This is a genomic window from Enterobacter sp. CPE_E1241, assembly GCF_045618265.1.
GTDB lineage: Bacteria > Pseudomonadota > Gammaproteobacteria > Enterobacterales > Enterobacteriaceae > Enterobacter > Enterobacter adelaidei.
This window is the reverse complement of the sequence record NZ_JBIWYV010000001.1, coordinates 806,388-832,884: the sequence shown is the minus strand read 5'-3', so window position 1 is coordinate 832,884 and position 26,497 is coordinate 806,388. Positions and strand designations below refer to the sequence as shown.

The following is a 26,497-nucleotide window of genomic DNA, read 5'->3' as shown; positions in this document are numbered from 1 at the left end:
TAAATCATCGCTAAAAAGCGCGATGATTTAGTAATTCATCTATTTTTGCGAGCCTGATAGCAGCCAAAAAAAATCACAACAGAATAAAATATCAATAATCAAAATGAAGTCAGGATAAATCACATATATCGATGCAATTTACCCTGATGCGTTTACCGGCGGCAAATGCTAATAAGCAACTCTTCCATCCACTGATGTCCTTTGTCACGCCCCGCAGCTTCATGCCAGGAAAGATAACAGGTACGGCTATTCAGCTTGAGCGGCAGTGGCAATATTTGCAGATTTAACGGGTCGGAAAACTCTTCTGCCAGCCAACGCGGCGCAATAGCGACCAGCTGAGTCTGTGAGACAACGTTTAATACGCTAACCATTGCCATCCCCTGATAAGCCACGCTGGCCTGTTTATCAACGGAGTCATACCACGGCAGACTAAAGGAAGCATATCTGTCGAGTGTTACAACGGCGTGCTGTTCACTATAAACATCACTTTCTCGTAGAGGAGAATTCAGCCGTGGGTGTTTTTTACTGGCAACTAAAACCATTTCATCCTTAAACAGCGGCACGCAGGAGAATTCAGGTCGACGGAATTCTTCATATCCCAGAACAAATTCCGTCTCCTGATAGCGTAACTGATGTTCTGTGTTTTGATTTAAGGATGACTTAAAAACAAGGTTGATATTCGGCGCAATTTCTTCAACCTTATTATAAATAATCGAGGTTAAATAATTATCTAATGGGCTACAGACACAAAGATGGAATACTCGCTCACTGCTTAAGGGTTCAAAGCCGGACCCCGGCAGCTCATTTTGAACCAGCTGTAATGCCTGCCGGATAGAACCGAATAACTGGAATGCGCGCGCCGTGGGTTGGATCCCGCGCCCATAACGAACAAATAATTCGTCGTTAAACATGACCTTAAGTCTGGCAACGGCATTACTCACGGCAGGTTGTGACATCCCCAGCGCTTGTGCCGCGCGGGTAATATTCTGTTCCTGCATGACAGCATCAAACACCGTCAGAAGATTAAGATCCACCGTGCGTAATTGCGGTTTAATCCCATCAGAAGTTTGAGGTTGTTTAATATTATTTTCTGGCACTTCAGACTCCACTGTCACGCTACACTCCCTTTGCCAAGGTACGATAATAATCCCGGAAAATATGATTTATCATGCAAATACGATTAGCAAAAGAGAATTATTTAAAATTCGGAATATATAAAGATGATGCAAAGACTAAAAAAACAAAAGATCGCAAAAATGATACACTTAACTTTATGCCAGGAATGAAACCATAAACCAAACCAATATACAATCACCATAAAGTTAATGATGACTTAAGTATTATTAAACTGTTAACGCCATTCATCTACAGTTGGTTAACAACCTGTTATCTCCATTGGCATTTCAACGGCATCAAAAACATTCACCAAACCCATAACTTAATGATATTAAAATAATTTAAGCATAATGCATTCACTGCGACGTGTTTTACTCAATTTATACCAATTATATTTATTTGTTTCTGCAATCTGTTTTTCAAGTCCAAAATTAGACAATTAGTCGGGTCATGAAAGTAAAATCCAGCACAATTAGCTAATGCAGGCATCTTGCCTGTTACGCCCTTCAGGTCCGTTTTTATCGTCAGGGGTTGACATGAAAGGCCGTATCCAGTACCACTAAAAGCATATTGAATTTAACGGAGCACGATTCATGATTCGCACCATTCGTTTCACCGGTCTACTACTACTAAACGCATCCACTGTGCGCGGTAGACTGGCGGGCGAAATTCAGCGTTGAATCGTCACCAGTAAGACTAAAAACCCGCGCCACTGCGCGGGTTTTTTTATGCTCGTAGCAAGGCGCCCTAAGACTGACAAGGACCTAACCCATGAGCCAGCAAGTCATTATTTTCGATACCACATTACGTGACGGTGAACAGGCGTTGCAGGCAAGCCTGAGTGTAAAAGAGAAACTGCAGATCGCGTTGGCTCTCGAACGTATGGGCGTCGACGTGATGGAGGTGGGTTTCCCTGTCTCGTCTCCGGGTGATTTCGAATCCGTCCAGACCATTGCGCGTACCATTAAAAACAGCCGCGTATGTGGTCTGGCGCGCTGCGTAGAGAAAGATATCGACGTCGCGGCTGAGTCACTGAAAGTTGCCGAAGCCTTCCGCATTCATACCTTTATTGCTACTTCACCGATGCATATCGCAACCAAATTGCGCAGCACCCTGGATGAAGTGATTGAACGCGCGGTGTACATGGTGAAGCGCGCACGCAACTACACCGATGACGTTGAATTCTCCTGTGAGGATGCAGGCCGTACGCCGATTGAAGACCTGGCGCGTGTGGTTGAAGCCGCAATCAACGCCGGTGCCAAAACCATCAACATCCCGGACACCGTCGGTTACACCATGCCTTTTGAGTTCTCCAACATCATCACTGGCCTGTATGAGCGCGTACCGAATATTGATAAAGCTATTATCTCTGTTCATACCCATGATGATTTGGGTCTGGCCGTTGGCAATGCTATAGCCGCGGTACACGCCGGCGCGCGTCAGGTTGAAGGCGCGATGAACGGTATCGGTGAACGTGCGGGCAACTGTTCGCTGGAAGAAGTGATTATGGCGATTAAAGTGCGCAAAGACATTATGAACGTGCACACCCGCATCAATCACAACGAAATCTGGCGCACCAGCCAGACCGTCAGCCAGATTTGCAACATGCCTATTCCGGCCAACAAAGCGATTGTTGGTACTGGCGCCTTCGCGCACTCCTCCGGTATTCACCAGGATGGCGTCCTGAAGAACCGTGAAAACTACGAAATCATGACTCCGGAATCGATCGGTCTGAACCAGGTGCAGTTGAACCTGACTTCGCGTTCCGGTCGTGCCGCAGTAAAACACCGTATGGAAGAGATGGGTTATCAGGACAGCGATTACAACATGGATCAGTTGTACGACGCATTCCTGAAACTGGCCGACAAAAAAGGTCAGGTGTTCGACTATGACCTGGAAGCGCTGGCCTTTATTAACAAGCAGCAGGAAGAACCAGAGCACTTCCGTCTGGATTACTTCAACGTGCAGTCAGGCTCCAGCGATATCGCAACCGCCTCGGTCAAACTGGCCTGTGGTGATGAAATTAAAGCGGAAGCCGCGAACGGCAATGGTCCTGTCGATGCCATCTATCAGGCGATCAATCGCGTTACCGAATACGACGTTGAGCTGGTGAAATATGACCTGACGGCAAAAGGTCATGGCAAAGATGCGCTGGGCCAGGTCGACATTGTTGTCACTCACAATGGCCGCCGTTTCCATGGTGTAGGTCTGGCAACCGATATTGTTGAATCCTCCGCGAAAGCGATGGTGCATGTTCTGAACAACATCTGGCGCGCCGCTGAAGTCGAAAAAGAGTTGCAACGCAAAGCTCAGAATAAAGAGAACAAAAAGGAAACCGTGTAATGTCGAAGAATTACCATATTGCTGTGTTGCCGGGTGACGGTATTGGCCCGGAAGTGATGGCACAGGCGCTGAAAGTACTGGAAGCCGTTCGTTCGCGTTTTGCGATGAAAATCACCACCAGCCACTACGATGTAGGCGGCATTGCGATTGATAATCACGGGACGCCGTTGCCAAAAGCGACCGTCGAAGGCTGCGAAAATGCCGATGCCGTGCTGTTTGGTTCAGTCGGTGGTCCAAAATGGGAACACCTGCCACCGGCAGAACAGCCAGAACGTGGCGCACTGCTGCCGCTGCGTAAGCATTTCAAGCTGTTCAGCAACCTGCGTCCGGCGAAGCTGTATCAGGGTCTGGAAGAGTTCTGCCCGCTTCGTGCCGATATCGCAGCTAACGGTTTCGACATTCTGTGCGTGCGTGAACTGACCGGCGGCATCTATTTTGGTCAGCCAAAAGGCCGCGAAGGCAGTGGCCAGCATGAAAAAGCGTTTGATACCGAGGTGTATCACCGTTTTGAAATCGAACGTATCGCCCACATCGCTTTTGAGTCTGCGCGCAAACGCCGCCATAAAGTGACCTCCATTGATAAAGCGAACGTGCTGCAGTCATCCATTCTGTGGCGTGAGATCGTCGGCGAAGTCGCTAAGCAGTACCCGGACGTCGCGCTGTCTCATATGTACATCGACAACGCGACCATGCAGCTCATTAAAGATCCGTCCCAGTTTGACGTGCTGCTGTGCTCCAACCTGTTCGGCGATATCCTCTCTGACGAATGCGCAATGATCACCGGCTCCATGGGCATGCTGCCATCCGCAAGCCTGAATGAAGAAGGTTTTGGTCTGTACGAACCGGCGGGCGGTTCCGCACCGGATATTGCAGGCAAAAACATTGCTAACCCGATTGCGCAGATCCTCTCCCTGGCTCTGCTGCTGCGTTACAGCCTGGATGCAGGCGATGCAGCAACCGCAATTGAAAACGCCATTAACCGGGCGTTAGAAGAAGGCGTCCGTACCGGTGATTTAGCACGCGGCACGGCGGCAGTCAGTACCGATGAAATGGGCGACATCATTGCCCGCTATGTCGCTGAAGGGGTGTAATCATGGCAAAGACCTTATATGAAAAGTTGTTTGATGCGCACGTTGTTTACGAAGCACCAAACGAAACCCCGCTGCTGTACATCGACCGTCATCTGGTGCACGAAGTGACCTCTCCTCAGGCATTCGACGGACTGCGCGCGCACAAGCGTCCGGTGCGTCAGCCGGGTAAAACCTTCGCGACCATGGATCACAACGTCTCCACCCAGACCAAAGACATCAACGCGTCAGGTGAGATGGCACGTATCCAGATGCAGGAATTGATTAAGAACTGCAACGAGTTTGGCGTTGAACTGTACGATTTGAACCACCCGTACCAGGGCATCGTCCACGTAATGGGCCCTGAGCAAGGGATTACCCTGCCGGGGATGACCATCGTCTGCGGTGACTCCCATACCGCGACCCACGGCGCGTTCGGCGCACTGGCCTTCGGTATTGGTACCTCTGAAGTTGAACACGTGCTGGCCACGCAGACCCTGAAGCAGGGTCGTGCCAAAACCATGAAGATTGAAGTGAAGGGTAAAGCCGCTCCGGGTATCACGGCAAAAGACATCGTGCTGGCGATTATTGGCAAAACCGGCAGTGCAGGCGGCACCGGTCACGTAGTGGAATTCTGCGGCGAGGCCATCCAGGCGTTGAGTATGGAAGGCCGTATGACCCTGTGCAACATGGCCATTGAGATGGGTGCCAAAGCCGGTCTGGTTGCGCCAGACGAAACCACCTTCAGCTATGTGAAGGGTCGTCTGCATGCCCCGAAAGGAGATAATTTTGACGAAGCCGTCGCGTACTGGAAAACCCTGAAAACTGACGATGGGGCAACCTTTGATACAGTTGTCACGCTGCAGGCAGAGGAGATTGCGCCTCAGGTGACCTGGGGAACCAACCCGGGCCAGGTGATTTCTGTCAACGACGCCATTCCCGATCCGGCCTCTTTCGCAGATCCGGTCGAGCGCGCCAGTGCGGAAAAAGCGCTGGCTTACATGGGGCTGAAACCTGGCGTTCCATTGACCGACGTAACCATTGATAAAGTATTTATTGGCTCCTGCACCAACTCCCGTATCGAAGACTTGCGCGCTGCCGCCGAGATTGCCAAAGGTCGTAAAGTGGCACCAGGCGTACAGGCACTGGTAGTTCCGGGTTCCGGCCCGGTAAAAGCCCAGGCCGAAGCCGAAGGTCTGGATAAGATCTTTATCGAAGCAGGTTTCGAGTGGCGCCTGCCGGGTTGCTCCATGTGTCTGGCCATGAACAATGACCGCCTGAATCCAGGCGAGCGCTGTGCCTCCACCAGCAACCGTAACTTTGAAGGCCGTCAGGGCCGCGGTGGGCGTACCCATCTGGTCAGCCCGGCAATGGCCGCCGCTGCGGCAGTCACCGGCCATTTCGCCGACATTCGCAGCCTGAAATAAGGAGACAATCATGGCAGAGAAATTTACCCAACATACGGGCCTGGTTGTCCCTCTGGACGCCGCTAACGTCGATACCGACGCGATCATTCCTAAGCAGTTTTTGCAGAAGGTCACCCGCACTGGATTTGGCGCCCATCTGTTTAACGACTGGCGTTTCCTGGATGACAAAGGCGAAGTCCCTAACCCGGAATTCGTTCTGAACTTCCCGGAATATAAAGGCGCATCGATCCTGCTGGCGCGGGAAAACTTTGGCTGCGGATCATCACGTGAGCACGCTCCGTGGGCTCTGACCGACTACGGGTTTAAAGTGGTTATCGCCCCAAGTTTCGCGGATATCTTTTACGGCAACAGTTTCAACAACCAGCTTTTGCCGGTCACACTGAAGGACGAGCAGGTCGACGAGTTATTCGCTCTGGTTCAGGCAAATCCAGGTATTTCGTTTGAGGTGGATCTGGAAGCAGAAGTCGTGAAAGCCGGTGATAAGACCTACAGCTTCAGCATTGATGCGTTCCGTCGTCACTGCATGCTGAACGGTCTCGACAGCATTGGTTTAACACTCCAGCACGAAGCGGCAATTGCAACTTACGAACACAAACAGCCTGCGTTTATGAAGTAAACCTCTGGCCTGCAGTTTATTCTGCAGGCCTCGCTTTATTCCCTTACCCACCACTCCTGACACGCCGTTCTCGAAAAAATATCCGCTAATGACATTATATTTAATGTCAATTTAATAATGCCTGCGCAAGATACTCTAAAAGTTGGCTTACAGCGGAAATCTAAATGGAAAAGCAAAATAGCAATGAGTCTCACCTCCGTTCTCAAGAAATACATAAATGCACATTGGTTAGCGTGGTAATAAATATATTACTCACTGGTTTTCAAATCGTTGCAGGACTATTTTCCGGCTCGCAAGGGTTAATTGCTGATGGGATTCATTCTCTTTCCGATTTATCTTCTGATTTTGTCGTTCTGATTGCGAACAAGAAAAGCCAGAAAGCCTCAGATATCGATCATCATTACGGTCACCTTCGCTTCGAAAACGGAGCAAAGCTCATTATTGGTGCTATTTTGCTGCTTGTGGGCATTGGAATGCTCTGGTCGGCGGGCAATAAACTGCTCAACCCTGAGACGCATCAGACAGTGAAAGGAGCCGCGCTATGGGTAGCGATACTGGCTTTAGTGGTTAAGGAAAGTCTGTTCAGATACATGCTTGCAACGGGAAAACGCATCCAGTCCTCACTACTGATAGCTAATGCCTGGCATGCCCGTTCTGACGCGGCTTCATCCGTGGTTGTCGCCATTGGTATAGCCGGGAATTTAATGGGCTTTCACTCTATGGACCTGGTTGCCGCCCTGATTGTCGGGATGTTCATCGCTCATATGGGATACAAATTCTCTGCTGACGCCCTGCACGACCTGATGGATCGTTCGCTTGAACCTGACCTTGAGCACGACATCAAAACGTGTTTGCTCGAAACCGAAGGTGTCGCCGGGATCCATGACTTAAAAACCCGCAAGATGGGCGACTTAGCCCTTGTCGATGTTCATCTTGAAGTCGACGGAGAATTAAGCGTAAAAGAAGGACATGAAATTGCCGTGAAGGCCAGAAACAACGTGATGCAAAAATTTAATGTGCTTAATGTTATGACGCATATTGATCCGGCACACTAAAATAGTGTGGATGATTTCGGTGTGATGCATTTTATTTATCGTTAAGGTTTCGTTAATTAATCTGCGTCACACTCCATCGCATCAGCTCTCTCATCATTGAGGTAAAAAGCGATGAATCCAACAATACGCGATACGCTTCCCCATAAAGAAACCCCTTTTCTTCGCATACTGCACATTCTTGTTGCAGTACTGGTGCTGGCCCAGATTATTAATTCCAACTTTACTGAAAGCGAAGCACTTGGTGAATCGGGTCTGAACGCGATTGTCACCTGGGTTCATGTTATTTCAGGCTTTGGTTTAATTTTTTGCGGTATTGCCATGATGGCATGGATGTTAACCCAGCGCGGATTTAAGTATTACTTCGCGTGGCTGGCACTGGACTTCAGCGGAATCGTTGATGATATCCGCACTCTCATGCAACGTCAGCTTCCTGATGCTCACGCTGGCGGTATGGCGGCAACGGTGCAAGGCTTAGGTGTACTGGCTCTGCTCGGCGTTGCACTCTGCGGAGCGGTATGGTTCGTGCTGAACGCCACGCTCGGACCGGTTTCATCCGTCACGGAATCCGTCTTAGATTTGCATAAATTCCTGACGGTCTTTATTGAGACCTACTTCTGGGCACACGGATTTATGGGTCTCGTGCATATGTACCTGACTTTACGCGCACAGCGTAAATATCAGTATTCGGAATAGAAAGGTTTGCAGAGCCCGGAGACCCGGGCTCCGCTCATTCATCCGATCACACGTCTTTTACGCGGCAGGTCAGCCCAAGCGTAACCAACGAAATCGCCGCAATCATCCAGTAGACCGACGCATGTCCATAGCTTTGCGACAGCGCCCCCTGAATCACCCCCGCCAGAATCACCCCGGTGGAAATACTGTTGGTAAAAAGCGTGGTCGCCGAGCCCGCACGGCCAGGCATTAAATCCTGGAACCAGAGCATGCCTATTCCGGCGATAATTCCAATAAACACAGCGTTAAATAGCTGCAGCGCCAGCAGTGCCTCCCGCGAGTGGAAGAAGATCAGCCCCACGTAGAACATCACCCCGGCAGCCACCGCAATGACCATCATCCTGCGTTTACCAAAACGCTTCACGTAATACCCGGCCAGAATCATCGCCGGAATTTCCAGCCCGGCCGCGGTTCCCATTAAGATCCCCGCGAGCTTATCCGGCAGCCCCAGGGAGCTGCTGATCCACAGCGGCATGTCGATGATATACATCGTGTTGCAGGTCCACATCAGCGTGGAGGCGATAAATAGCATGCGGACATTTTTGTCCTGCCAGCCGCTCACCTGAGTAATGGGTTTGTCCGTTGTCTGCTCGACGCGCGCCACAGACGGCAGCGCGAAAGCAATCAACACCAGGCTTATCGCAAAAATGCCTGCCGCAATGGAGAACATGGCGGTAAAGCCGTAATTCAATGCCAGCATGAAGGCCAGAGGCGGGCCAATAACCCATGCCAGGGAAAGCTGAGCACGCATCACCGAACTGAACATCACCACTTCCCGCGCGGAATTGTCAGCATACTCACGCGCCAGTGCGAACAGCTGCGGCATGGCGGTATTGGCCAGTGACGCCAGCAGCACGCCGCAGGTGATGAGCGTCAGATAATGACGATTAAAGGCAAAGAGTAACGCATTGCCAACGGCCATCGCACAGCAAAAGAGGATCAGTTTACGGCGATCGCCCTGGCTATCCGATCGTTTCGCCAGCCCCAGGCTGACCAGAATCCCGGCAATGGCGTTGACGGTATAAAACAGGCCAACCCAGAACGGCTGCGCCCCTACCTCCCGGCTGAGAAACAGACTCAGCGTCGGCGCCTGTAGCGCCCCCGCAACGCCCATCATAAAGGACACCAGCATAAAAGCGGCGTAGACGCCATTCAGGCGTCGCCCCATTGTCATCAACCAGAGCATGCGCAAATCCTTGTGAAAGCGAATCGAAATTGGGTGAAAGAATAAACGAAAAAAGCCAGCAAAAACATTTTGCTGGCGGGTGATAAGCACCAATACTCAGTCACACATGATCGAGGCGAGTCAGCGAGAAGAGGTCGCTTTCGTAACGTCCCACTGCATCAGGTCTTCCAGAATTTTCAGCCGTTGCTCTGCACACTGGCGGGCCAGCCAGGACGTTCCTTTTGTCGCTGAAAAATAGTGCTGATAAAACTGACGTGCGGTAGACCTCTTCATAATTTACCTCCTCACTTCATCGGGAACTATTATTGGCTTAATATAGGGATTAATAAATTGCTGATTATTTGTCAGGAGTTCCTCTTTTATGCCTTCCGGTCGACTGCAACAACAATTTATCCGCCTCTGGCAGTGCTGTGAGGGGCAATCGAAGGAGACCACGCTGAACGAGCTGGCTGACCTGCTCAGCTGTTCTCGCCGTCATATGCGTACCCTGCTTAACACCATGCAACAGCAAGGCTGGTTGAGCTGGGAAGCAGAGGCGGGTCGCGGCAAACGCTCGCGTCTGACCTTTCTCTATACCGGGTTAGCGCTACAGCAGCAGCGTGCAGAAGATTTGCTGGAGCAGGATCGCATCGATCAGCTGGTGCAGCTGGTCGGCGACAAAGCGGCCGTACGCCAGATGCTGGTTTCACATCTCGGGCGCAGTTTTCGTCAGGGCCGACACATCCTGCGGGTGCTCTACTATCGGCCAATGAAAAATCTGTTACCCGGCACGGCGTTGCGTCGCTCTGAAACCCATATGGCCCGACAAATATTCAGCGGCCTGACGCGCATAAATGAGGAAAATGGGGAACTGGAAGCAGATATTGCGCACCACTGGCAGCAACTTTCCCCGCTTCACTGGCGCTTTTTTTTACGCCCTGGCATTCACTTTCACCACGGCCGCGAGCTGGAGATGAGCGACGTCATTGACTCTCTTCAGCGCGCGCGCGCACTTCCTCTGTATGCCCATGTCTCGCGGATCCATTCCCCGACAGCATGGACCGTTGACATCGAACTGTCCGAGCCAGACCAGTGGTTGCCGTGGCTAATGGGCTATGTTCCGTCGATGATCCTGCCGCGCGAATGGGCATCTCTGCCTCATTTTGCCAGCCAGCCCGTAGGGACAGGCCCTTACGCAGTGACGCGCAATACCAGCAACCAGCTTAAAATTCGCGCCTTTGACGACTACTTTGGCTATCGCGCGCTGATCGATGAAGTCAACGTCTGGGTTCTGCCTGACATCAGCGAAGAGCTGAGCTGCGGCTTAACGCTGGAAGGGCCAACCGAGGGGGAAAAAGCGGTTGAAAGCCGTCTTGAAGAAGGCTGCTATTACCTGCTGTTTGACGCTCGCAGCCATCGTGGCGCCAGTCGCGAGGTCCGCAGGTGGGTTAGCCACGTTCTCTCTCCGGCTAACCTTATCTATCAGGCAGAAGAGCAATACCAGACATACTGGTTCCCGGCCTACGGCCTGCTCCCTCGCTGGCATCACGCCCGACCGGTTCACGGTGAAAAGCCTGCCGGGCTGGAGTCGATCACGTTGACCTATTACCGTGATCATGTGGAACACCGCTTTATCGCCCGGATCATGAGCAAACTGCTGGCTGCTGAAGGCGTTCATCTCGACATTCAGGAGGTCGATTATGATGAATGGCACCGCGGAGATATCGTCAGTGATATCTGGCTGAACAGCGCCAACTTCACCCTACCGCTCGATTTCTCGCTGTTCTCTCACCTGTATGAAGTACCGCTGATCCAGCACTGCATCGAACGCGACTGGCAGCAGGATGCCGCCCGGTGGCGAGCAGGTGAGATGAACCTGGCCTCGTGGTGTCAGCAACTGCTCGCGCAGCAGGCGATTGTGCCGCTGATCCATCACTGGCTGATGATTCAGGGTCAGCGCAGTATGCGCGGCCTGCGGATGAACACCTTAGGCTGGTTTGATTTTAAATCCGCCTGGTTTGCCCCGCCGGAGCCATAACGCTTTCGCAATATTCACCAAATCATTACAATAGCGCCGTTCTCAACGGGGTGCTGCATCACTGATGTGCGCTGAGATAATACCCGTCGAACCTGATCCGGATAACGCCGGCGAAGGGATTTGAGGCTGTTGCTCAAAATCCTTTGCCACTCAACCCTGAGGTGCAAAGTGTTAAAAAAAGTTCTTCCCCTGCTGGCGCTGTTCGCGCTGCCTGCTATTGCGAAGCCCGTTCTGACGGTCTACACCTACGATTCCTTCTCTGCTGACTGGGGCCCAGGCCCGGTGGTGAAAAAAGCCTTTGAAGCTGACTGTAACTGTGAATTGAAATTCGTGGCGCTGGAAGATGGCGTCTCACTGCTCAACCGCCTGCGTATGGAAGGGAAAAACAGTAAAGCCGATGTGGTGCTGGGGCTGGATAACAACCTGCTGGAGGCCGCCTCGCAGACCAAACTGTTTGCCAAAAGTGGCGTAGCTGCAGATGCCGTCAACGTTCCGGGCGGCTGGAAAAATGACACTTTCGTTCCGTTCGACTACGGCTACTTTGCCTTTGTTTACGACAAAAACAAGCTGAAGAACCCGCCGAAAAGCCTGAAAGAGCTGGTGGAAGGCGATCAGAAATGGCGCGTCATTTATGAAGACCCTCGCACCAGCACTCCTGGTCTGGGTCTGCTGCTGTGGATGCAGAAAGTCTATGGGGATAAAGCGCCGGAAGCATGGCAGAAACTGGCCACCAAAACCGTCACCGTGACTAAAGGCTGGAGTGAAGCCTATGGCTTGTTCCTGAAAGGTGAAAGCGACCTGGTACTGAGTTACACCACCTCCCCGGCCTACCACATTATCGCTGAGAAAAAAGACAACTATGCCGCGGCCAATTTCGCTGAAGGTCATTACCTGCAGGTGGAAGTGGCTGCGCGTACCGCGGCCAGCAAACAGCCAGAACTTGCCGAGAAGTTCCTGAAATTTATGGTTTCACCGGCATTCCAGAATGCCATTCCGGCGGGTAACTGGATGTATCCCGTGACCAACGTAGCGCTGCCAGCAGGTTTCGAGCAGCTGACCAAACCGCAAACGTCTCTGGAGTTTACGCCGCAACAGGTCGCTTCGCAGCGTGCAGCATGGGTAAGTGAATGGCAACGCGCCGTCAGCCGCTAATTCCCGGCTGGTTAATTCCTGGGCTGCTCGCCGCCATGCTGATGGTGGCGGTCAGCCTGGGCGCTTTTCTTGCATTGTGGTTGAACGCGCCAGAGAGTGACCTGCTCTCCCTCTGGCACGACAGCTATCTCTGGCACGTTATCCGCTTTTCTTTCTGGCAGGCGTTTCTCTCTGCCCTGCTGTCGGTGATCCCCGCCATTTTCCTTGCTCGTGCGCTTTATCGCAGGCGTTTCCCCGGCAGGCAGGCGCTGCTGCGCCTGTGCGCCATGACGCTGATCCTGCCCGTGCTGGTAGCCGTGTTTGGCATTCTGAGCGTTTATGGTCGTCAGGGCTGGCTGGCTTCACTGTTCGGCCTGCTCGGTCTGGAGTGGCATTTCTCGCCATACGGGCTTCAGGGCATCCTGCTGGCGCACGTCTTTTTCAACATGCCGATGGCGACACGGCTCTTTTTACAGGCGCTGGAAAATATCCCCGGCGAGCAGCGCCAGCTTGCGGCACAGCTGGGCATGCGCGGCTGGTCTTTCTTCCGCTTTGTTGAATGGCCGTGGCTGCGCCGCCAAATCCCGCCAGTTGCCGCGCTGATCTTCATGCTCTGCTTTGCCAGCTTTGCTACCGTGCTTTCACTGGGTGGTGGACCGCAGGCAACAACCATTGAGCTGGCAATCTATCAGGCGCTGAGTTACGACTACGATCCTGGTCGGGCTGCGCTGCTGGCGATAGTTCAGATGGTGTGCTGTCTTGTACTGGTGCTGCTGAGCCAGCGTCTGAGTAAAGCCATTCCGCCGGGCAGTAACCAGATAACAGGCTGGCGCGATCCCCAGGATAGCCTGCGTAGCCGTATCACCGATATTTCGCTTATTACGCTGGCGCTGCTGCTGATGCTGCCGCCGCTGATGGCCGTTATCGTCGATGGCCTGAACCTCAATCTCCTGTCCGTGTTGCAGCAGTCCGTGCTCTGGCAAGCGACCTGGACTTCACTGCGCATTGCGCTGGCCGCCGGGTTGCTGTGCGTCATACTGACCATGATGCTGCTGTGGAGCAGTCGCGAGCTTTATGCCTGCCATGCCCGTAAAGCCGGACAGGCGCTGGAGCTAACGGGTATGCTGATCCTGGCCATGCCAGGCATTGTACTGGCGACGGGATTCTTTTTACTTTTCAACAGTACCGTGGGTCTGCCGGAAAGTGCCGACGGCATTGTGATATTTACCAATGCCCTGATGGCGATCCCTTATGCTCTGAAGGTACTGGAAAACCCGATGCGCGACGTTAATAGCCGCTACGCTCTGCTGTGTCAGTCACTTGGCATTCAGGGCTGGCAACGGCTGAGAGTGGTCGAACTGCGGGCACTAAAACGCCCGCTGGCACAGGCGCTGGCTTTCGCCTGCGTGCTCTCAATCGGTGATTTTGGCGTGGTCGCGCTCTTCGGCAATGAAGATTTCCGCACGCTGCCATATTGGCTGTACCAGCAGATCGGCTCCTACCGTAGCCAGGATGGCGCCGTCACGGCACTCTTGCTGCTGCTACTCTGCTTTGCCTTATTTACCGTTATCGAAAAACTTCCGGGGCGTGATGTTAAAACTGATTGATGTAACCTGGCTCTACCAGCACCTGCCAATGCGCTTCACGCTTTCTGCCCGCCAGGGAGAGATGATTGCGGTTCTGGGCCCAAGTGGAACAGGAAAAAGCACGTTGCTCAATCTGATAGCCGGGTTTCTGCAACCGGCAAGCGGGTCAATAATGATTGAAAACCACGATCATACCCGCACGCCACCCGCCCGGCGTCCGGTGTCGATGCTGTTTCAGGAAAATAATCTTTTCACCCATCTTACCGTACGGCAGAACATCGCCCTGGGGATGGATCCGGGGTTAAAACTGAACGATACCCAGCGCCAGAAGCTGGAGCTTATTGCCGGGCAGATGGGGATCACCGGGTTTATCGACCGTCTGCCAGGGGAGCTTTCCGGCGGTCAGCGCCAGCGTGTCGCGCTGGCGCGTTGTCTGGTACGCGAGCAGCCTGTTCTGTTGCTGGACGAGCCCTTCTCTGCACTCGACCCGGCGCTGCGCCAGGAGATGCTGGCTCTGGTACAGGAGGTCTGCCAGCGTCAGAAGCTCACCATGTTGATGGTATCGCACAGCATTGAGGATGCCGCGAGGATTGCTCCGCGATCGGTGGTGATCGCGGAGGGTCGCATTTTATGGGATGGCGAAACGGAAGCACTGGTAAGTGGGAAAGCGAGCGCATCACAGCTTCTGGGTATTGGTTAACGGCTGACGACCTTCAATAAAATCTCGCCATACACCGGCATCAGCGGGTGGCGGATCAACGCCACCAGCGCCACTACGGCTATGCCGAGCGTCAACGGCGCAAGCCACAAAAGGCGCGAGCGAGGCAGGTAGCGCGTCAGACGATCAATATTCGCTTTCGCGCTGCGCCACAGCCGCCAGCACAGCCATGCGGCGATCCACAGCAGCAGAGCGGTCGCCAGCAATAGCCACTTAAACTCACCGCTTTGCATACCATCAGGAATATCAATAGCCGCCCCCGCGAGGATCCCCGGCAGGAAGTAAAACGGCGGCCAGAAGACACAGCCGATAATATTCGGCACAACAAATTTTGTGACCGGAAGATCCAGCATCCCGGCGACCATGGGCACCAGCGGACGCGTCGGCCCGACAAAGCGGCCGACCAGGATGGTGAACATGCTGTGCTGGTGCAGCGCATGTTCGGTTTTATCCAGCAGGGCTTTGTTCTTTTTCATAAACGACCAGCGGTGCAACGGCTTCTTAAAGCGCCAGCCCAGCCAGAAGGAGATCCAGTCACCCAGCAGGCAGCCGATAATCCCGGCCAGCCACGCCTGCCAGAAGTTGACCTCGCCGCTGCCAATCAGCGCGCCAAGCCCGGCCATCATCACGGTGCCGGGCAGAATTAACCCGACCAGCGCCAGCGATTCCAGAAACGCCACCAGCGCAACGGCGATGAGCGAGTACATAACGGACTGGGTAATAAAGTGTTCCAGCAAAGCCTGCATAACTATTCCGGTCAGAAAACGAATCAGCGATTCTGCTTAGCGCCCCGCACCGCGTCAAGGCATCAATTGTCTGAATAGTTTACAGGTTGCTTCCACAGTTCACCTGTTTGTTTATCTTTTTTTACCGTTTATTCACAACCCGCGCGGAATTCACTGGGGCTGGCACCCGTGCATTTTTTGAAAACACGAGAGAAATAAAGTTGATCTTCAAAGCCCACGTTACGCCCCACGGTGGCAATCGGCATCCGGGTGGTGCTGAGCAACAGCTTTGCCTGACTGATACGCTGGTCCTCACGCCAGCTTAGCACGCTGACGCCAAGCTGCTGGCGAAAGAGATGCGACAGCCGCGACGGAGACAGACAGACGTGCTGAGCGACGCTGGCGATATCAAACTGACTATCTGCCAGATGGTCACTGATGTACTGGCAGGCGTCGCGCACGCGGTTATCCAGTGGAGGATTAAGCGATTCGTTAATGGCCTCCATACGCCGCAGCAGCAGTTGTTCAAGCAGGTTAATCGCCAGCAGTTCGGCATAACGTCCTCCCGCCTGCCCCGCCTCAATGATCTGCGCAAAAAGCTCGCGAAACTGAGCAAGATGGAGATCATCCGGTCGATAAAAACCGGTATGCGCAAAAATCGCAGGCCACGAAAGCCACTCCTGCCAGTAGGCGCGCGGACGGAAGTAGACCCACTGGTGATACCACTCTTTTGCATCCGGGTGACGCCCGTAGTGGTGGATCTCCCCCGGCGGGAACAACAGGATATCGCCGGGGCGGCAGACAAACTGCTGGTCACCGTTCTTGATGATCCCCTCCCCGCGCACGGTCAGGTTGAGGATATACCCTTTCATCCCGAGCGGGCGGTCAACATAAAAGTCGAGGTATCCCTCAGCCTCGATAGGGGTCAGTCCCGCCACAAGGTGCGCGTTAAACGAGTATCCCGGCAGCAAAGGATCGTTTTGCGTTTCGGCCATAGATTCAGTTCTCCCAAGGGTCCTGAAGGAAACCAATTGTCCATATCGTAAAAAGCAGGTTAAAAATGGCCCGCGAAAAGATCCAAAAAGCATCACGCCTCTTTTACGTCCGCCATGTTTCAGCCTTTCCCACTAATTTATCCGCCAGGTCAGGCAAATAAGCAGTAACAAAAGTGTCTATAAGTGCGGCAGAAATGTCCACATTGAATATTTGCACGGCGTCACACTTTCCATCGCAACAGCAATTTAGTCCATAAGATTAGCGAATCCTGCCTGACGATTTTCGCCCCCAGTCTCTAATGTTCTTCCATACCTGTTTTTTTGATGGAGCAACACCATGGCAATTGCGATTGGCCTCGATTTTGGCAGCGACTCGGTTCGCGCGCTGGCAGTGGACTGTACGTCCGGCCAGGAGATAGCAACCAGCGTTGAGTGGTACCCGCGCTGGCAAGAGGGGCGCTACTGCGATGCGCCAAATAACCAGTTCCGTCACCACCCGCGTGACTACATCGAGTCAATGGAAGCGGCAATCAAAACCGTCCTTGCTGAACTGACTGACGCTCAGCGGGCAGAGATTGTCGGGATTGGCGTCGACAGTACCGGTTCTACACCAGCCCCTGTGGATGCGGAAGGCCGCGTGCTGGCGCTGCGCCCTGAGTTTGCCGACAACCCGAACGCCATGTTCGTGCTGTGGAAAGACCATACCGCCGTGGAAGAGGCCGAAGCCATCACCCGCCTGTGCCATCAAACGGGTAAAACAGACTACTCGCGCTACATCGGCGGCATTTACTCCAGCGAATGGTTCTGGGCCAAGATCCTGCACGTTACCCGTGCAGACGCATCGGTTGCCCAGGCGGCCGTCTCCTGGATTGAACTGTGCGACTGGGTTCCCGCTCTGCTCTCCGGCACCACCCGCCCGCAGGATATCCGTCGTGGTCGCTGCAGCGCCGGGCATAAATCCCTGTGGCACGAAAGCTGGGGCGGCCTGCCTCCGGCTGCGTTCTTCGATGAACTCGACCCGATCATCAACAAGAGCCTGACATATCCGCTGTTTACCGACACCTTCACCGCTGATATCCCTGTCGGCACGCTCTGCGAAGAGTGGGCGAAGCGTCTTGGGCTTCCGCAGAATGTGGCCATCTCCGGCGGCGCGTTTGACTGCCATATGGGCGCAGTCGGCGCAGGTGCACAACCCAATACGCTGGTGAAAGTGATCGGCACCTCGACCTGCGACATTCTGACGGCCGATAAATCCACCGTTGGCAACCGCGCGGTAAAAGGTATCTGCGGCCAGGTTGACGGTAGCGTGGTGCCGGACTTTATCGGCCTTGAAGCCGGTCAGTCTGCGTTTGGTGATATCTACGCCTGGTTTGGCCGCGTGCTGGGCTGGCCGCTGGATCAGCTGGCGGCGGCACATCCTGAACTGAAAACCCAGATAGCCGAGAGCAAAAAACAGCTCCTGCCACAGCTCACTGACGCCTGGGCAAAAAATCCGTCTCTCGATCATCTCCCGGTGGTGCTGGACTGGTTCAACGGCCGCCGTACGCCGTTTGCTAACCAGCGCCTGAAAGGGGTGATTACCGATCTCAACCTGGCAACCGATGCACCTGCGCTGTTTGGCGGTTTGATTGCCGCCACCGCGTTTGGTGCACGCGCCATTATGGAGTGCTTCACCGAACAGGGCATCGACGTGAACAACGTGATGGCGCTGGGCGGTATCGCCCGTAAAAACCCGGTGATCATGCAAGCCTGCTGCGACGTGCTGAACCGTCCGCTGCAGATTGTGGCCTCCGATCAGTGCTGCGCGCTGGGCGCGGCAATTTTCGCCGCCGTCGCAGCAGGTGTTCACGCGGATATCCCGACGGCTCAGCAGCATATGGCGAGCGCCGTCGAAAACACCCTGCAGCCGCGCGCCTCGCAGGCGCAGCGCTTTGAACAGCTTTATCAGCGCTACCAGCAATGGGCAAAAAGCGCCGAACTCCACTATCTCCCTGTCGCCGCCCCGGCCAAAAGCACCGCGGACACTACGGCAACCCTGACCCATTAAGGACACGACGATGACCATTTTTAATAATTATGAAGTGTGGTTTGTGATTGGCAGCCAGCATCTGTACGGGCCGGAAGCACTGAAACAGGTGACGAAACACGCGGAGCACGTCGTTAACGCGCTGAATGCAGAAGCTAAACTGCCGTGCAAACTGGTGCTGAAACCGCTGGGCACCACGCCGGACGAAATTACCCACATCTGCCGCGACGCCAACTACGACGATAAATGCGCCGGGATGGTGGTGTGGCTGCATACCTTCTCGCCCGCCAAAATGTGGATCAATGGCCTGACGATCCTCAATAAACCGCTGCTGCAGTTCCATACCCAGTTTAATGCTTCCCTGCCGTGGGACAGCATCGACATGGACTTTATGAACCTGAACCAGACCGCGCACGGCGGCCGTGAGTTTGGTTTCATCGGCGCGCGTATGCGTCAGCAGCACGCCGTCGTGACTGGCCACTGGCAGGATCAGCACGCGCAAAGCCGTATTGGCTCCTGGATGCGTCAGGCAGTATCGAAACAGGATACCCGCCACCTGAAAGTGGTGCGTTTTGGCGACAACATGCGTGAAGTCGCTGTGACCGACGGCGACAAAGTGGCCGCGCAGATCAAGTTCGGTTTCTCCGTGAATACCTGGGCCGTGGGCGACCTGGTACAGGTAGTGAATGAAATCAGCGATGGCGACGTGAGCGCGCTGGTGGATGAGTACGAAAGCAGCTACCGCCTGACCGCCGCCGCGCAGATCCACGGCGACAAGCGCCAGAACGTGCTGGACGCGGCGCGTATTGAGCTGGGCATGAAGCGTTTCCTGGAACAGGGCGGCTTCCACGCTTTCACCACCACGTTTGAAGATCTCCACGGTCTGAAACAACTGCCAGGCCTGGCAGTACAACGTCTGATGCAGCAGGGCTACGGCTTTGCGGGCGAAGGCGACTGGAAAACTGCCGCTCTGCTTCGCATCATGAAAGTGATGTCAACCGGTCTGCAGGGCGGCACCTCCTTTATGGAGGATTACACCTACCACTTCGAGAACGGCAACGACCTGGTACTCGGCTCGCACATGCTGGAAGTGTGCCCTTCTATCGCCGTCGAAGAGAAACCGATCCTCGACGTGCAATACCTCGGTATCGGCGGCAAAGCCGATCCGGCGCGTCTGATCTTCAACACCCGTACTGGCCCGGCTATCAACGCCAGCCTGATCGATCTGGGCGATCGTTTCCGCCTGCTGGTCAACTGCGTCGACGCGGTTGAAACGCCGCACTCCCTGCCGAAACTGCCGGTCGCCAACGCCCTGTGGAAAGCACAGCCTGACCTGCCAACCGCGTCAGAGGCCTGGATCCTGGCCGGCGGGGCGCACCACACGGTCTTCAGCCACGCACTGGATCTCAACGACATGCGTCAGTTCGCCGAACTGCACGATATCGAGCTGACCGTGATTGATAACGATACCCGCCTGCCAGCCTTCAAAGACGCGCTGCGCTGGAACGAAGTCTATTACGGTTCAAAACGTTAACAGGGGAATCTTTGGCCTGCCGCAGGGCGGGCCTCTTTTCCTGGAGGATTGCATGCTAGAAGAACTCAAACGTCAGGTACTCGAAGCCAACCTGGCGCTGCCGAAACACAATCTCGTCACCCTGACCTGGGGTAACGTTAGCGCCGTTGATCGGGAAAAAGGCGTGTTTGTGATCAAGCCTTCCGGCGTCGATTACAGCGTAATGACGGCGGAAGATATGGTCGTGGTCAGTATCGCCACGGGCGAAGTAGTGGAAGGAACGAAAAAGCCCTCCTCTGACACGCCAACTCACCGTCTGCTGTACCAGTCATTCCCGACGGTCGGCGGCATTGTCCACACCCATTCACGCCATGCGACCATCTGGGCGCAGGCTGGCCAGTCCATCCCGGCCACTGGCACCACGCACGCGGACTACTTTTACGGCACCATTCCCTGCACCCGTTTAATGACCGATGCAGAGATCAACGGTGAATATGAGTGGGAAACCGGCAACGTGATTGTCGAAACCTTTGAAAAGCAGGGAATCGACGCGGCTCAGATGCCGGGGGTTCTGGTGCACTCCCACGGCCCGTTTGCCTGGGGGAAAAACGCGGAAGATGCGGTGCATAACGCGATAGTGCTCGAAGAAATTGCCTATATGGGGATCTTCTGTCGCCAGCTGGCGCCGCAGTTACCGGATATGCAGCAAACCCTGCTGGATAAACATTATCTGCGCAAGCACGGTGCGAAAGCCTATTACGGGCAATAAACTGTATATATACCCAGCATAAACTATTCAACCAGGCTATAATCATGCCTGGTTTTGTTTTATGGGATAACGGCGTGGCGCAGGCGCAAGAAGGCTTTTTACTGACCCGACACTGGCGGGATACCCCTCAAGGTACTGAGGTTGCATTCTGGCTGGCAACGGACAACGGCCCGCTGAATGTTACGCTGCCGCCACAGGAATCCGTGGCCTTTATTCCTGAAGCACACGTCGAAAAAGCGAAGCAGTTGCTGCGCGGCGAAAATAACTGGCGCATCACGCCGCTTGAACTGAAGGATTTTCACCGTCAGCCGGTTTACGGACTTTACTGTCGCGCCCACCGGCAATTAATGCGCTATGAAAAACTGCTGCGTGAAGCAGGTGTCACGCTTTATGAAGCGGATATCCGTCCGCCGGAGCGTTTTCTGATGGAGCGGTTTATTACCGCACCGGTTTGGGTCGATGGCACCGAGCAAAACGGCCGAATTGTCGATGCACGCCTGAAGCCCAACCCGCACTATCGCCCGCCGCTGAAATGGGTGTCGCTGGATATCGAAACCACCCGCCACGGGGAACTGTACTGCATTGGTCTGGAAGGCTGCGGCGATCGGGTTGTCTATATGCTCGGACCGCCGAATGGCGATGCCTCCGCGCTGGATTTCCGGCTGGAGTATGTCAACAGCCGTCCTCATCTGCTGGAAAAACTGAATCAGTGGTTTGCCGAGTACGACCCCGATGTGCTGATTGGCTGGAACGTGGTGCAGTTTGACCTGCGGGTGTTGCAAAAACACGCCGAGCGGTACCGAATTCCGCTGATGCTGGGACGTGGCAACACGGAAATAGAATGGCGCGAACATGGTTTTAAAAACGGCGTATTCTTCGCCCAGGCTAACGGCCGCCTGATTATCGACGGCATTGAGGCACTGAAATCCGCCTTCTGGAACTTCTCTTCGTTCTCTCTGGAAGCCGTCGCGCAGGAGTTGCTTGGCGAAGGCAAATCTATCGACAACCCATGGGACAGAATGGATGAAATAGACCGCCGCTTTAACGAAGATAAACCGGCGCTTGCCACCTATAACCTGAAAGACTGCGAGCTGGTCACGCAGATTTTCCACAAAACCGAGATTATGCCGTTCCTGCTGGAGCGTGCGACGGTAAACGGTCTCGCAGCCGATCGACACGGCGGCTCCGTGGCGGCCTTTAGTCATCTCTACTTCCCCCGTATGCACCGTGCGGGGTATGTCGCCCCGAATCTCGGAGAGGTACCACCGCAGGCCAGCCCCGGCGGTTATGTCATGGATTCCCGGCCAGGGTTGTATGACTCCGTGCTGGTGCTGGACTACAAAAGCCTCTACCCGTCGATAATCCGCACCTTCCTGATCGATCCCGTCGGGCTGGTTGAGGGCATGGCCCAACCGGATGATGAGCACAGCACCGAAGGCTTTCTCGGGGCTCGCTTCTCACGCGAAAAACACTGTCTGCCGGAGATCGTCGGAAGCATCTGGCACGGTCGCGACGAAGCCAAGCGCCACGGCAATAAGCCGCTCTCGCAGGCGCTAAAAATCATCATGAATGCCTTTTATGGCGTGCTGGGTACCAGCGCCTGCCGTTTCTTCGACCCACGGCTGGCCTCCTCGATCACCATGCGCGGTCACGAGATCATGCGACAGACCAAAGCGCTGATTGAATCCAGGGGCTATGACGTCATCTACGGCGACACGGACTCCACCTTTGTGTGGCTTAAGGGTGCACATTCGGAAGACGATGCCGCGCAAATCGGCAAAGCGCTGGTTGCCTACGTAAACGACTGGTGGCGGGTGCATTTGCAAAAAGAGCGGTTAACCAGCGCGTTAGAACTGGAATATGAAACCCATTTTGCCCGCTTTTTAATGCCCACCATTCGCGGTACCGATCAGGGCAGCAAGAAGCGCTACGCCGGGCTGATTCAGGAAGGCGACGCGCAGAGGATGGTCTTTAAAGGGCTGGAGACGGTACGCACCGACTGGACTCCTCTGGCGCAACAGTTCCAGCAAACGCTCTATCTGCGAGTCTTTCGCAATGAGCCTTATCAGGATTACGTGCGCGAAACCATTGCCAGCCTGATGGCCGGTGAGCTGGACGATCAACTGGTATATCGCAAACGCCTGCGCCGCCCGCTGGCTGAATACCAGCGCAACGTACCGCCACACGTGCGCGCCGCCCGTCTGGCGGATGAAGAGAATGTGCGACGGGGTCGCTCGCCGCAGTATCAAAACCGGGGGACAATCAAATATGTCTGGACCACCAGCGGCCCGGAACCTGTTGATTATCAACAGTCGCCACTCGATTACGATCACTACCTGACGCGCCAGCTCCAGCCCGTTGCAGAGGGAATTTTACCCTTCATCGACGATGATTTTGCTACACTAGTGACAGGGCAACTTGGCCTATTTTGACGCGTGACGAAATGGCTGCCATCCAGTACCATAGCGCCCTTTCCATTCCCGGACCCATTTTTCGATGACCGTCTTTTTTGACGGGGTCGAACTATTGCCTGCAATTAAAGATTAGAGCCGAACAACTATGCCTTTTACACTTGGTCAACGCTGGATCAGCGATACAGAAAGCGAACTCGGATTAGGAACTGTCGTTGCCGTCGATGCGCGCATGGTTACCCTCCTCTTCCCTGCCACTGGTGAAAACCGCCTGTACGCTCGCAATGACTCCCCTGTGACCCGCGTGATGTTTAATCCGGGTGACACCGTGACCAGCCATGACGGCTGGCAGCTCAAGGTTGAAGACGTAAAAGAAGAGAATGGACTGCTCGCCTACATTGGCACTCGCCTGGACACTGACGAGACCAATGTCATCCTGCGTGAAGTGCTGCTCGACAGCAAACTGGTTTTCAGTAAGCCGCAGGACCGCCTGTTTGCCGGGCAAATCGACCGCATGGATCGTTTCTCTCTGCGCTATCGCGCCCGTAAGTTCCAGAGTGAACAGTACCGCATGCCGTGGAGCGGCCTGCGTGGTCAACGCACCAGCCTGATCCCTCACCAGTTGAATATCGCCCATGACGTCGGCCGTCGTCATGCACCTCGCGTACTGCTGGCAGACGAAGTGGGTCTGGGTAAGACTATTGAAGCCGGTATGATCCTGCATCAACAGCTGCTTTCTGGCGCAGCCGAGCGCGTGCTGATTGTGGTTCCTGAAACCCTGCAGCATCAGTGGCTGGTCGAAATGCTGCGCCGCTTTAACCTGCGTTTCTCGCTGTTTGACGACGAACGCTACGCAGAAGCCCAGCACGATGCGGACAACCCGTTTGAAACCGAACAGCTGGTGATTTGCTCACTGGACTTCGTGCGCCGCAGCAAGCAGCGTCTTGAACACCTGTGCGATGCCGAATGGGATCTGATGGTCGTCGATGAAGCGCATCATCTGGTCTGGAGCGAAGATGCGCCGAGCCGCGAATATATGGCGATCGAACAGCTTGCCGAACGTGTACCTGGCGTCCTGCTGCTGACCGCAACGCCGGAACAGCTGGGGCTGGAAAGCCACTTTGCACGTCTTCGCCTGCTCGATCCAAACCGTTTCCATGATTTTGAGCAGTTTGTTGAAGAGCAGAAAAACTACCGCCCGGTTGCCGACGCTGTCGCCCTTTTACTGGCGGGCAAGCGTCTGTCCAATGACGAACTCAATACCCTGAGCGATCTGATTGGCGAGCAGGATATTGAACCGCTGCTGCAGGCAGCCAACAGCGAAGGTGACAACGCGGAATCAGCACGTAAAGAACTGATCGATATGCTGATGGACCGTCACGGCACCAGCCGTGTTCTGTTCCGTAACACCCGTAACGGCGTGAAAGGTTTCCCGAAACGCGAACTGCACACCATCAAACTGCCACTGCCAACGCAGTACCAGACGGCGATTAAAGTGTCCGGCATCATGGGGGCGCGTAAAACCGCCGAAGAACGTGCGCGTGACATGCTCTACCCGGAGCAAATTTACCAGGAATTCGAAGGTGATACCGGCACCTGGTGGAACTTTGACCCACGCGTAGAGTGGCTGATGGGCTACCTGACCGCACACCGTTCTCAGAAAGTGCTGGTGATCTGCGCCAAAGCCGCCACTGCACTGCAGCTGGAGCAGGTTCTGCGTGAGCGTGAAGGTATTCGTGCAGCCGTGTTCCACGAAGGCATGTCTATTGTTGAACGTGACCGTGCGGCAGCCTGGTTTGGTGAAGAAGACAGCGGCGCACAAGTTCTGCTGTGTTCTGAGATCGGCTCTGAAGGTCGTAACTTCCAGTTCGCCAGCAATCTCGTGATGTTCGATCTGCCGTTTAACCCGGATCTGCTGGAGCAGCGTATCGGTCGTCTGGATCGTATCGGTCAGGCGCACGATATTCAGATCCACGTTCCGTATCTGGAAAAAACCGCTCAGTCCGTTCTGGTGCGCTGGTTCCATGAAGGTCTGGATGCATTCGAGCATACCTGCCCAACAGGCCGTACCATTTACGATCAGGTTCATAGCGACCTGATCGGTTACCTCGCAGCACCAGAAACAACTGACGGTTTTGATGAGCTGATCAAATCCTGCCGCGAGAAGCACGACGCGCTGAAAACTCAGCTGGAGCAAGGACGTGACCGTCTGCTGGAGATCCACTCCAACGGTGGTGAAAAGGCACAGGCGCTGGCCGAAAGCATTGAAGAGCAGGATGACGACACCAGCCTGATCAGCTTCTCCATGAACCTGTTCGACATCGTCGGGATCAACCAGGACGATCGCGGTGAGAATATGATCGTTCTGACCCCGTCCGATCACATGCTGGTCCCTGATTTCCCGGGCCTGCCGGAAGATGGCTGCACCATCACCTTCGAGCGCGATGTGGCCCTCTCTCGCGAAGATGCCCAGTTCATTACCTGGGAGCACCCGCTGATCCGCAACGGTCTGGATCTGATCCTCTCTGGTGATACCGGCAGCAGCACCATCTCCCTGTTGAAAAACAAGGCGCTGCCGGTCGGTACCCTGCTGGTCGAGCTGATCTACGTTGTGGAAGCCCAGGCGCCGAAACAGCTGCAGCTCACCCGCTTCCTGCCGCCGACGCCAGTGCGTCTGCTGCTGGACAAAAACGGCACCAACCTGGCCGCACAGGTCGAGTTCGAGAGCTTCAACCGTCAGCTAAGCGCGGTAAACCGTCATACGGGCAGCAAGCTGGTCAACGCAGTTCAGCAGGACGTGCATGCCATTCTGCAACTGGGTGAAACCCAGGTTGAAAAAGCGGCCAGGGTGCTGATTGATGCCGCGCGCAGTGAAGCGGACGAGAAGTTATCTGCTGAACTTTCCCGTCTGGAAGCGCTGAAAGCGGTGAACCCGAACATCCGTGACGACGAGCTGGCGGCGATTGAAAGCAACCGCCAGCAGGTGCTGGAAAGCCTGGACCAGGCGAGCTGGCGTCTGGATGCCCTGCGTCTCATCGTTGTGACGCATCAGTAAACGGAGCGC

At 54.5% G+C, this 26,497-nt stretch carries 21 protein-coding genes and 1 riboswitch; of the genes, 16 read left to right on the top strand and 5 right to left on the bottom strand.

The genetic code is table 11. The features are described from left to right. Positions 1-152 precede the first annotated feature (152 nt). Positions 153-1,115 carry a transcriptional regulator LeuO gene (leuO, locus tag ACJ9Y9_RS04040; RefSeq protein WP_276321488.1) on the bottom strand — a complete coding sequence of 321 codons (963 nt, stop codon included), beginning with the start codon at positions 1,113-1,115 and terminating at the stop codon, positions 153-155. Between the two features lie 594 nt (positions 1,116-1,709). Between leuO and leuL the strand changes: the two genes are divergently transcribed. The 7 genes from leuL to ACJ9Y9_RS04005 all read left to right on the top strand — a co-directional run bounded on the left by leuL (position 1,710) and on the right by ACJ9Y9_RS04005 (position 8,317). Beyond that, the gene (gene leuL / locus ACJ9Y9_RS04035) at positions 1,710-1,796 is read left to right on the top strand and encodes a leu operon leader peptide (RefSeq protein WP_071530973.1); all 87 of its coding nucleotides are present in this window, start codon (positions 1,710-1,712) and stop codon (positions 1,794-1,796) included. A 91-nt stretch (positions 1,797-1,887) separates the two neighbouring features. Beyond that, a complete protein-coding gene (gene leuA, locus ACJ9Y9_RS04030; protein ID WP_028016672.1) occupies positions 1,888-3,459 on the top strand; it encodes a 2-isopropylmalate synthase in 1,572 nt (523 codons plus the stop codon). Next, positions 3,459-4,550, top strand: coding sequence for a 3-isopropylmalate dehydrogenase (leuB, locus tag ACJ9Y9_RS04025; RefSeq protein WP_028016671.1), 1,092 nt, complete (start codon positions 3,459-3,461; stop codon positions 4,548-4,550). The genes leuA and leuB overlap by 1 nt, the downstream gene beginning before the upstream one ends. A 2-nt stretch (positions 4,551-4,552) precedes the next feature. Beyond that, entirely contained in the window at positions 4,553-5,953 is a 1,401-nt protein-coding gene (leuC, locus tag ACJ9Y9_RS04020; protein WP_028016670.1) for a 3-isopropylmalate dehydratase large subunit, read from the top strand. A 10-nt stretch (positions 5,954-5,963) separates the two neighbouring features. Continuing rightward, positions 5,964-6,569: a 3-isopropylmalate dehydratase small subunit gene (leuD, locus tag ACJ9Y9_RS04015; protein WP_028016669.1), complete on the top strand. Its 606-nt coding sequence runs from the start codon at positions 5,964-5,966 to the stop codon at positions 6,567-6,569. Between the two features lie 164 nt (positions 6,570-6,733). Beyond that, complete coding sequence (locus ACJ9Y9_RS04010) at positions 6,734-7,624, top strand: cation diffusion facilitator family transporter (RefSeq protein WP_028016668.1); 891 nt, start codon at positions 6,734-6,736, stop codon at positions 7,622-7,624. Between the two features lie 111 nt (positions 7,625-7,735). Continuing rightward, entirely contained in the window at positions 7,736-8,317 is a 582-nt protein-coding gene (locus tag ACJ9Y9_RS04005; protein ID WP_028016667.1) for a cytochrome b/b6 domain-containing protein, read from the top strand. 46 nt (positions 8,318-8,363) lie between these two features. Here ACJ9Y9_RS04005 and ACJ9Y9_RS04000 read toward each other — a convergent pair whose 3' ends face one another. Then, a complete protein-coding gene (locus ACJ9Y9_RS04000) occupies positions 8,364-9,542 on the bottom strand; it encodes a sugar efflux transporter (protein WP_028016666.1) in 1,179 nt (392 codons plus the stop codon). Between the two features lie 120 nt (positions 9,543-9,662). Continuing rightward, complete coding sequence (gene sgrT / locus ACJ9Y9_RS03995) at positions 9,663-9,815, bottom strand: glucose uptake inhibitor SgrT (RefSeq protein ID WP_032666766.1); 153 nt, start codon at positions 9,813-9,815, stop codon at positions 9,663-9,665. A gap of 88 nt (positions 9,816-9,903) precedes the next feature. Between sgrT and sgrR the strand changes: the two genes are divergently transcribed. From sgrR to thiQ, 4 genes are all read left to right on the top strand, one after another. Then, complete coding sequence (sgrR, locus tag ACJ9Y9_RS03990) at positions 9,904-11,559, top strand: HTH-type transcriptional regulator SgrR (protein WP_028016665.1); 1,656 nt, start codon at positions 9,904-9,906, stop codon at positions 11,557-11,559. Between the two features lie 36 nt (positions 11,560-11,595). Continuing rightward, positions 11,596-11,696: riboswitch (TPP riboswitch) on the top strand. A gap of 31 nt (positions 11,697-11,727) precedes the next feature. Then, positions 11,728-12,711, top strand: a complete 984-nt coding sequence (gene thiB / locus ACJ9Y9_RS03985; RefSeq protein ID WP_028016664.1) for a thiamine ABC transporter substrate binding subunit — start codon at positions 11,728-11,730, stop codon at positions 12,709-12,711. Beyond that, the gene (thiP, locus tag ACJ9Y9_RS03980; RefSeq protein ID WP_028016663.1) at positions 12,687-14,297 is read left to right on the top strand and encodes a thiamine/thiamine pyrophosphate ABC transporter permease ThiP; all 1,611 of its coding nucleotides are present in this window, start codon (positions 12,687-12,689) and stop codon (positions 14,295-14,297) included. Before thiB ends, thiP begins: the two co-directional genes overlap by 25 nt. Continuing rightward, positions 14,281-14,976, top strand: coding sequence for a thiamine ABC transporter ATP-binding protein ThiQ (gene thiQ / locus ACJ9Y9_RS03975; protein WP_028016662.1), 696 nt, complete (start codon positions 14,281-14,283; stop codon positions 14,974-14,976). The genes thiP and thiQ overlap by 17 nt, the downstream gene beginning before the upstream one ends. Here the strand turns inward: thiQ and ACJ9Y9_RS03970 are convergent. Continuing rightward, entirely contained in the window at positions 14,973-15,740 is a 768-nt protein-coding gene (locus tag ACJ9Y9_RS03970) for a DedA family protein (protein WP_028016661.1), read from the bottom strand. The two genes, thiQ and ACJ9Y9_RS03970, sit on opposite strands and share 4 nt — an antisense overlap. 128 nt (positions 15,741-15,868) lie before the next feature. Then, positions 15,869-16,714 (bottom strand): arabinose operon transcriptional regulator AraC, encoded by an 846-nt coding sequence (gene araC, locus ACJ9Y9_RS03965; RefSeq protein WP_028016660.1) that lies wholly within the window; start codon positions 16,712-16,714, stop codon positions 15,869-15,871. A 337-nt stretch (positions 16,715-17,051) separates the two neighbouring features. On the opposite strand from araC, the gene araB reads away from it, so the two are divergent. The 5 genes from araB (at position 17,052) to rapA (ending at position 26,488) form a co-directional block, all read left to right on the top strand. Then, positions 17,052-18,761, top strand: coding sequence for a ribulokinase (gene araB, locus ACJ9Y9_RS03960; RefSeq protein WP_028016659.1), 1,710 nt, complete (start codon positions 17,052-17,054; stop codon positions 18,759-18,761). A gap of 10 nt (positions 18,762-18,771) precedes the next feature. Beyond that, positions 18,772-20,274, top strand: coding sequence for an L-arabinose isomerase (araA, locus tag ACJ9Y9_RS03955; protein ID WP_028016658.1), 1,503 nt, complete (start codon positions 18,772-18,774; stop codon positions 20,272-20,274). 52 nt (positions 20,275-20,326) lie between these two features. Continuing rightward, the gene (gene araD / locus ACJ9Y9_RS03950) at positions 20,327-21,022 is read left to right on the top strand and encodes an L-ribulose-5-phosphate 4-epimerase (RefSeq protein ID WP_028016657.1); all 696 of its coding nucleotides are present in this window, start codon (positions 20,327-20,329) and stop codon (positions 21,020-21,022) included. Between the two features lie 44 nt (positions 21,023-21,066). Next, positions 21,067-23,454 (top strand): DNA polymerase II, encoded by a 2,388-nt coding sequence (gene polB, locus ACJ9Y9_RS03945; RefSeq protein WP_050482909.1) that lies wholly within the window; start codon positions 21,067-21,069, stop codon positions 23,452-23,454. A 127-nt stretch (positions 23,455-23,581) separates the two neighbouring features. Beyond that, a complete protein-coding gene (gene rapA, locus ACJ9Y9_RS03940; protein ID WP_028016655.1) occupies positions 23,582-26,488 on the top strand; it encodes an RNA polymerase-associated protein RapA in 2,907 nt (968 codons plus the stop codon). Positions 26,489-26,497: the final 9 nt, after the last annotated feature.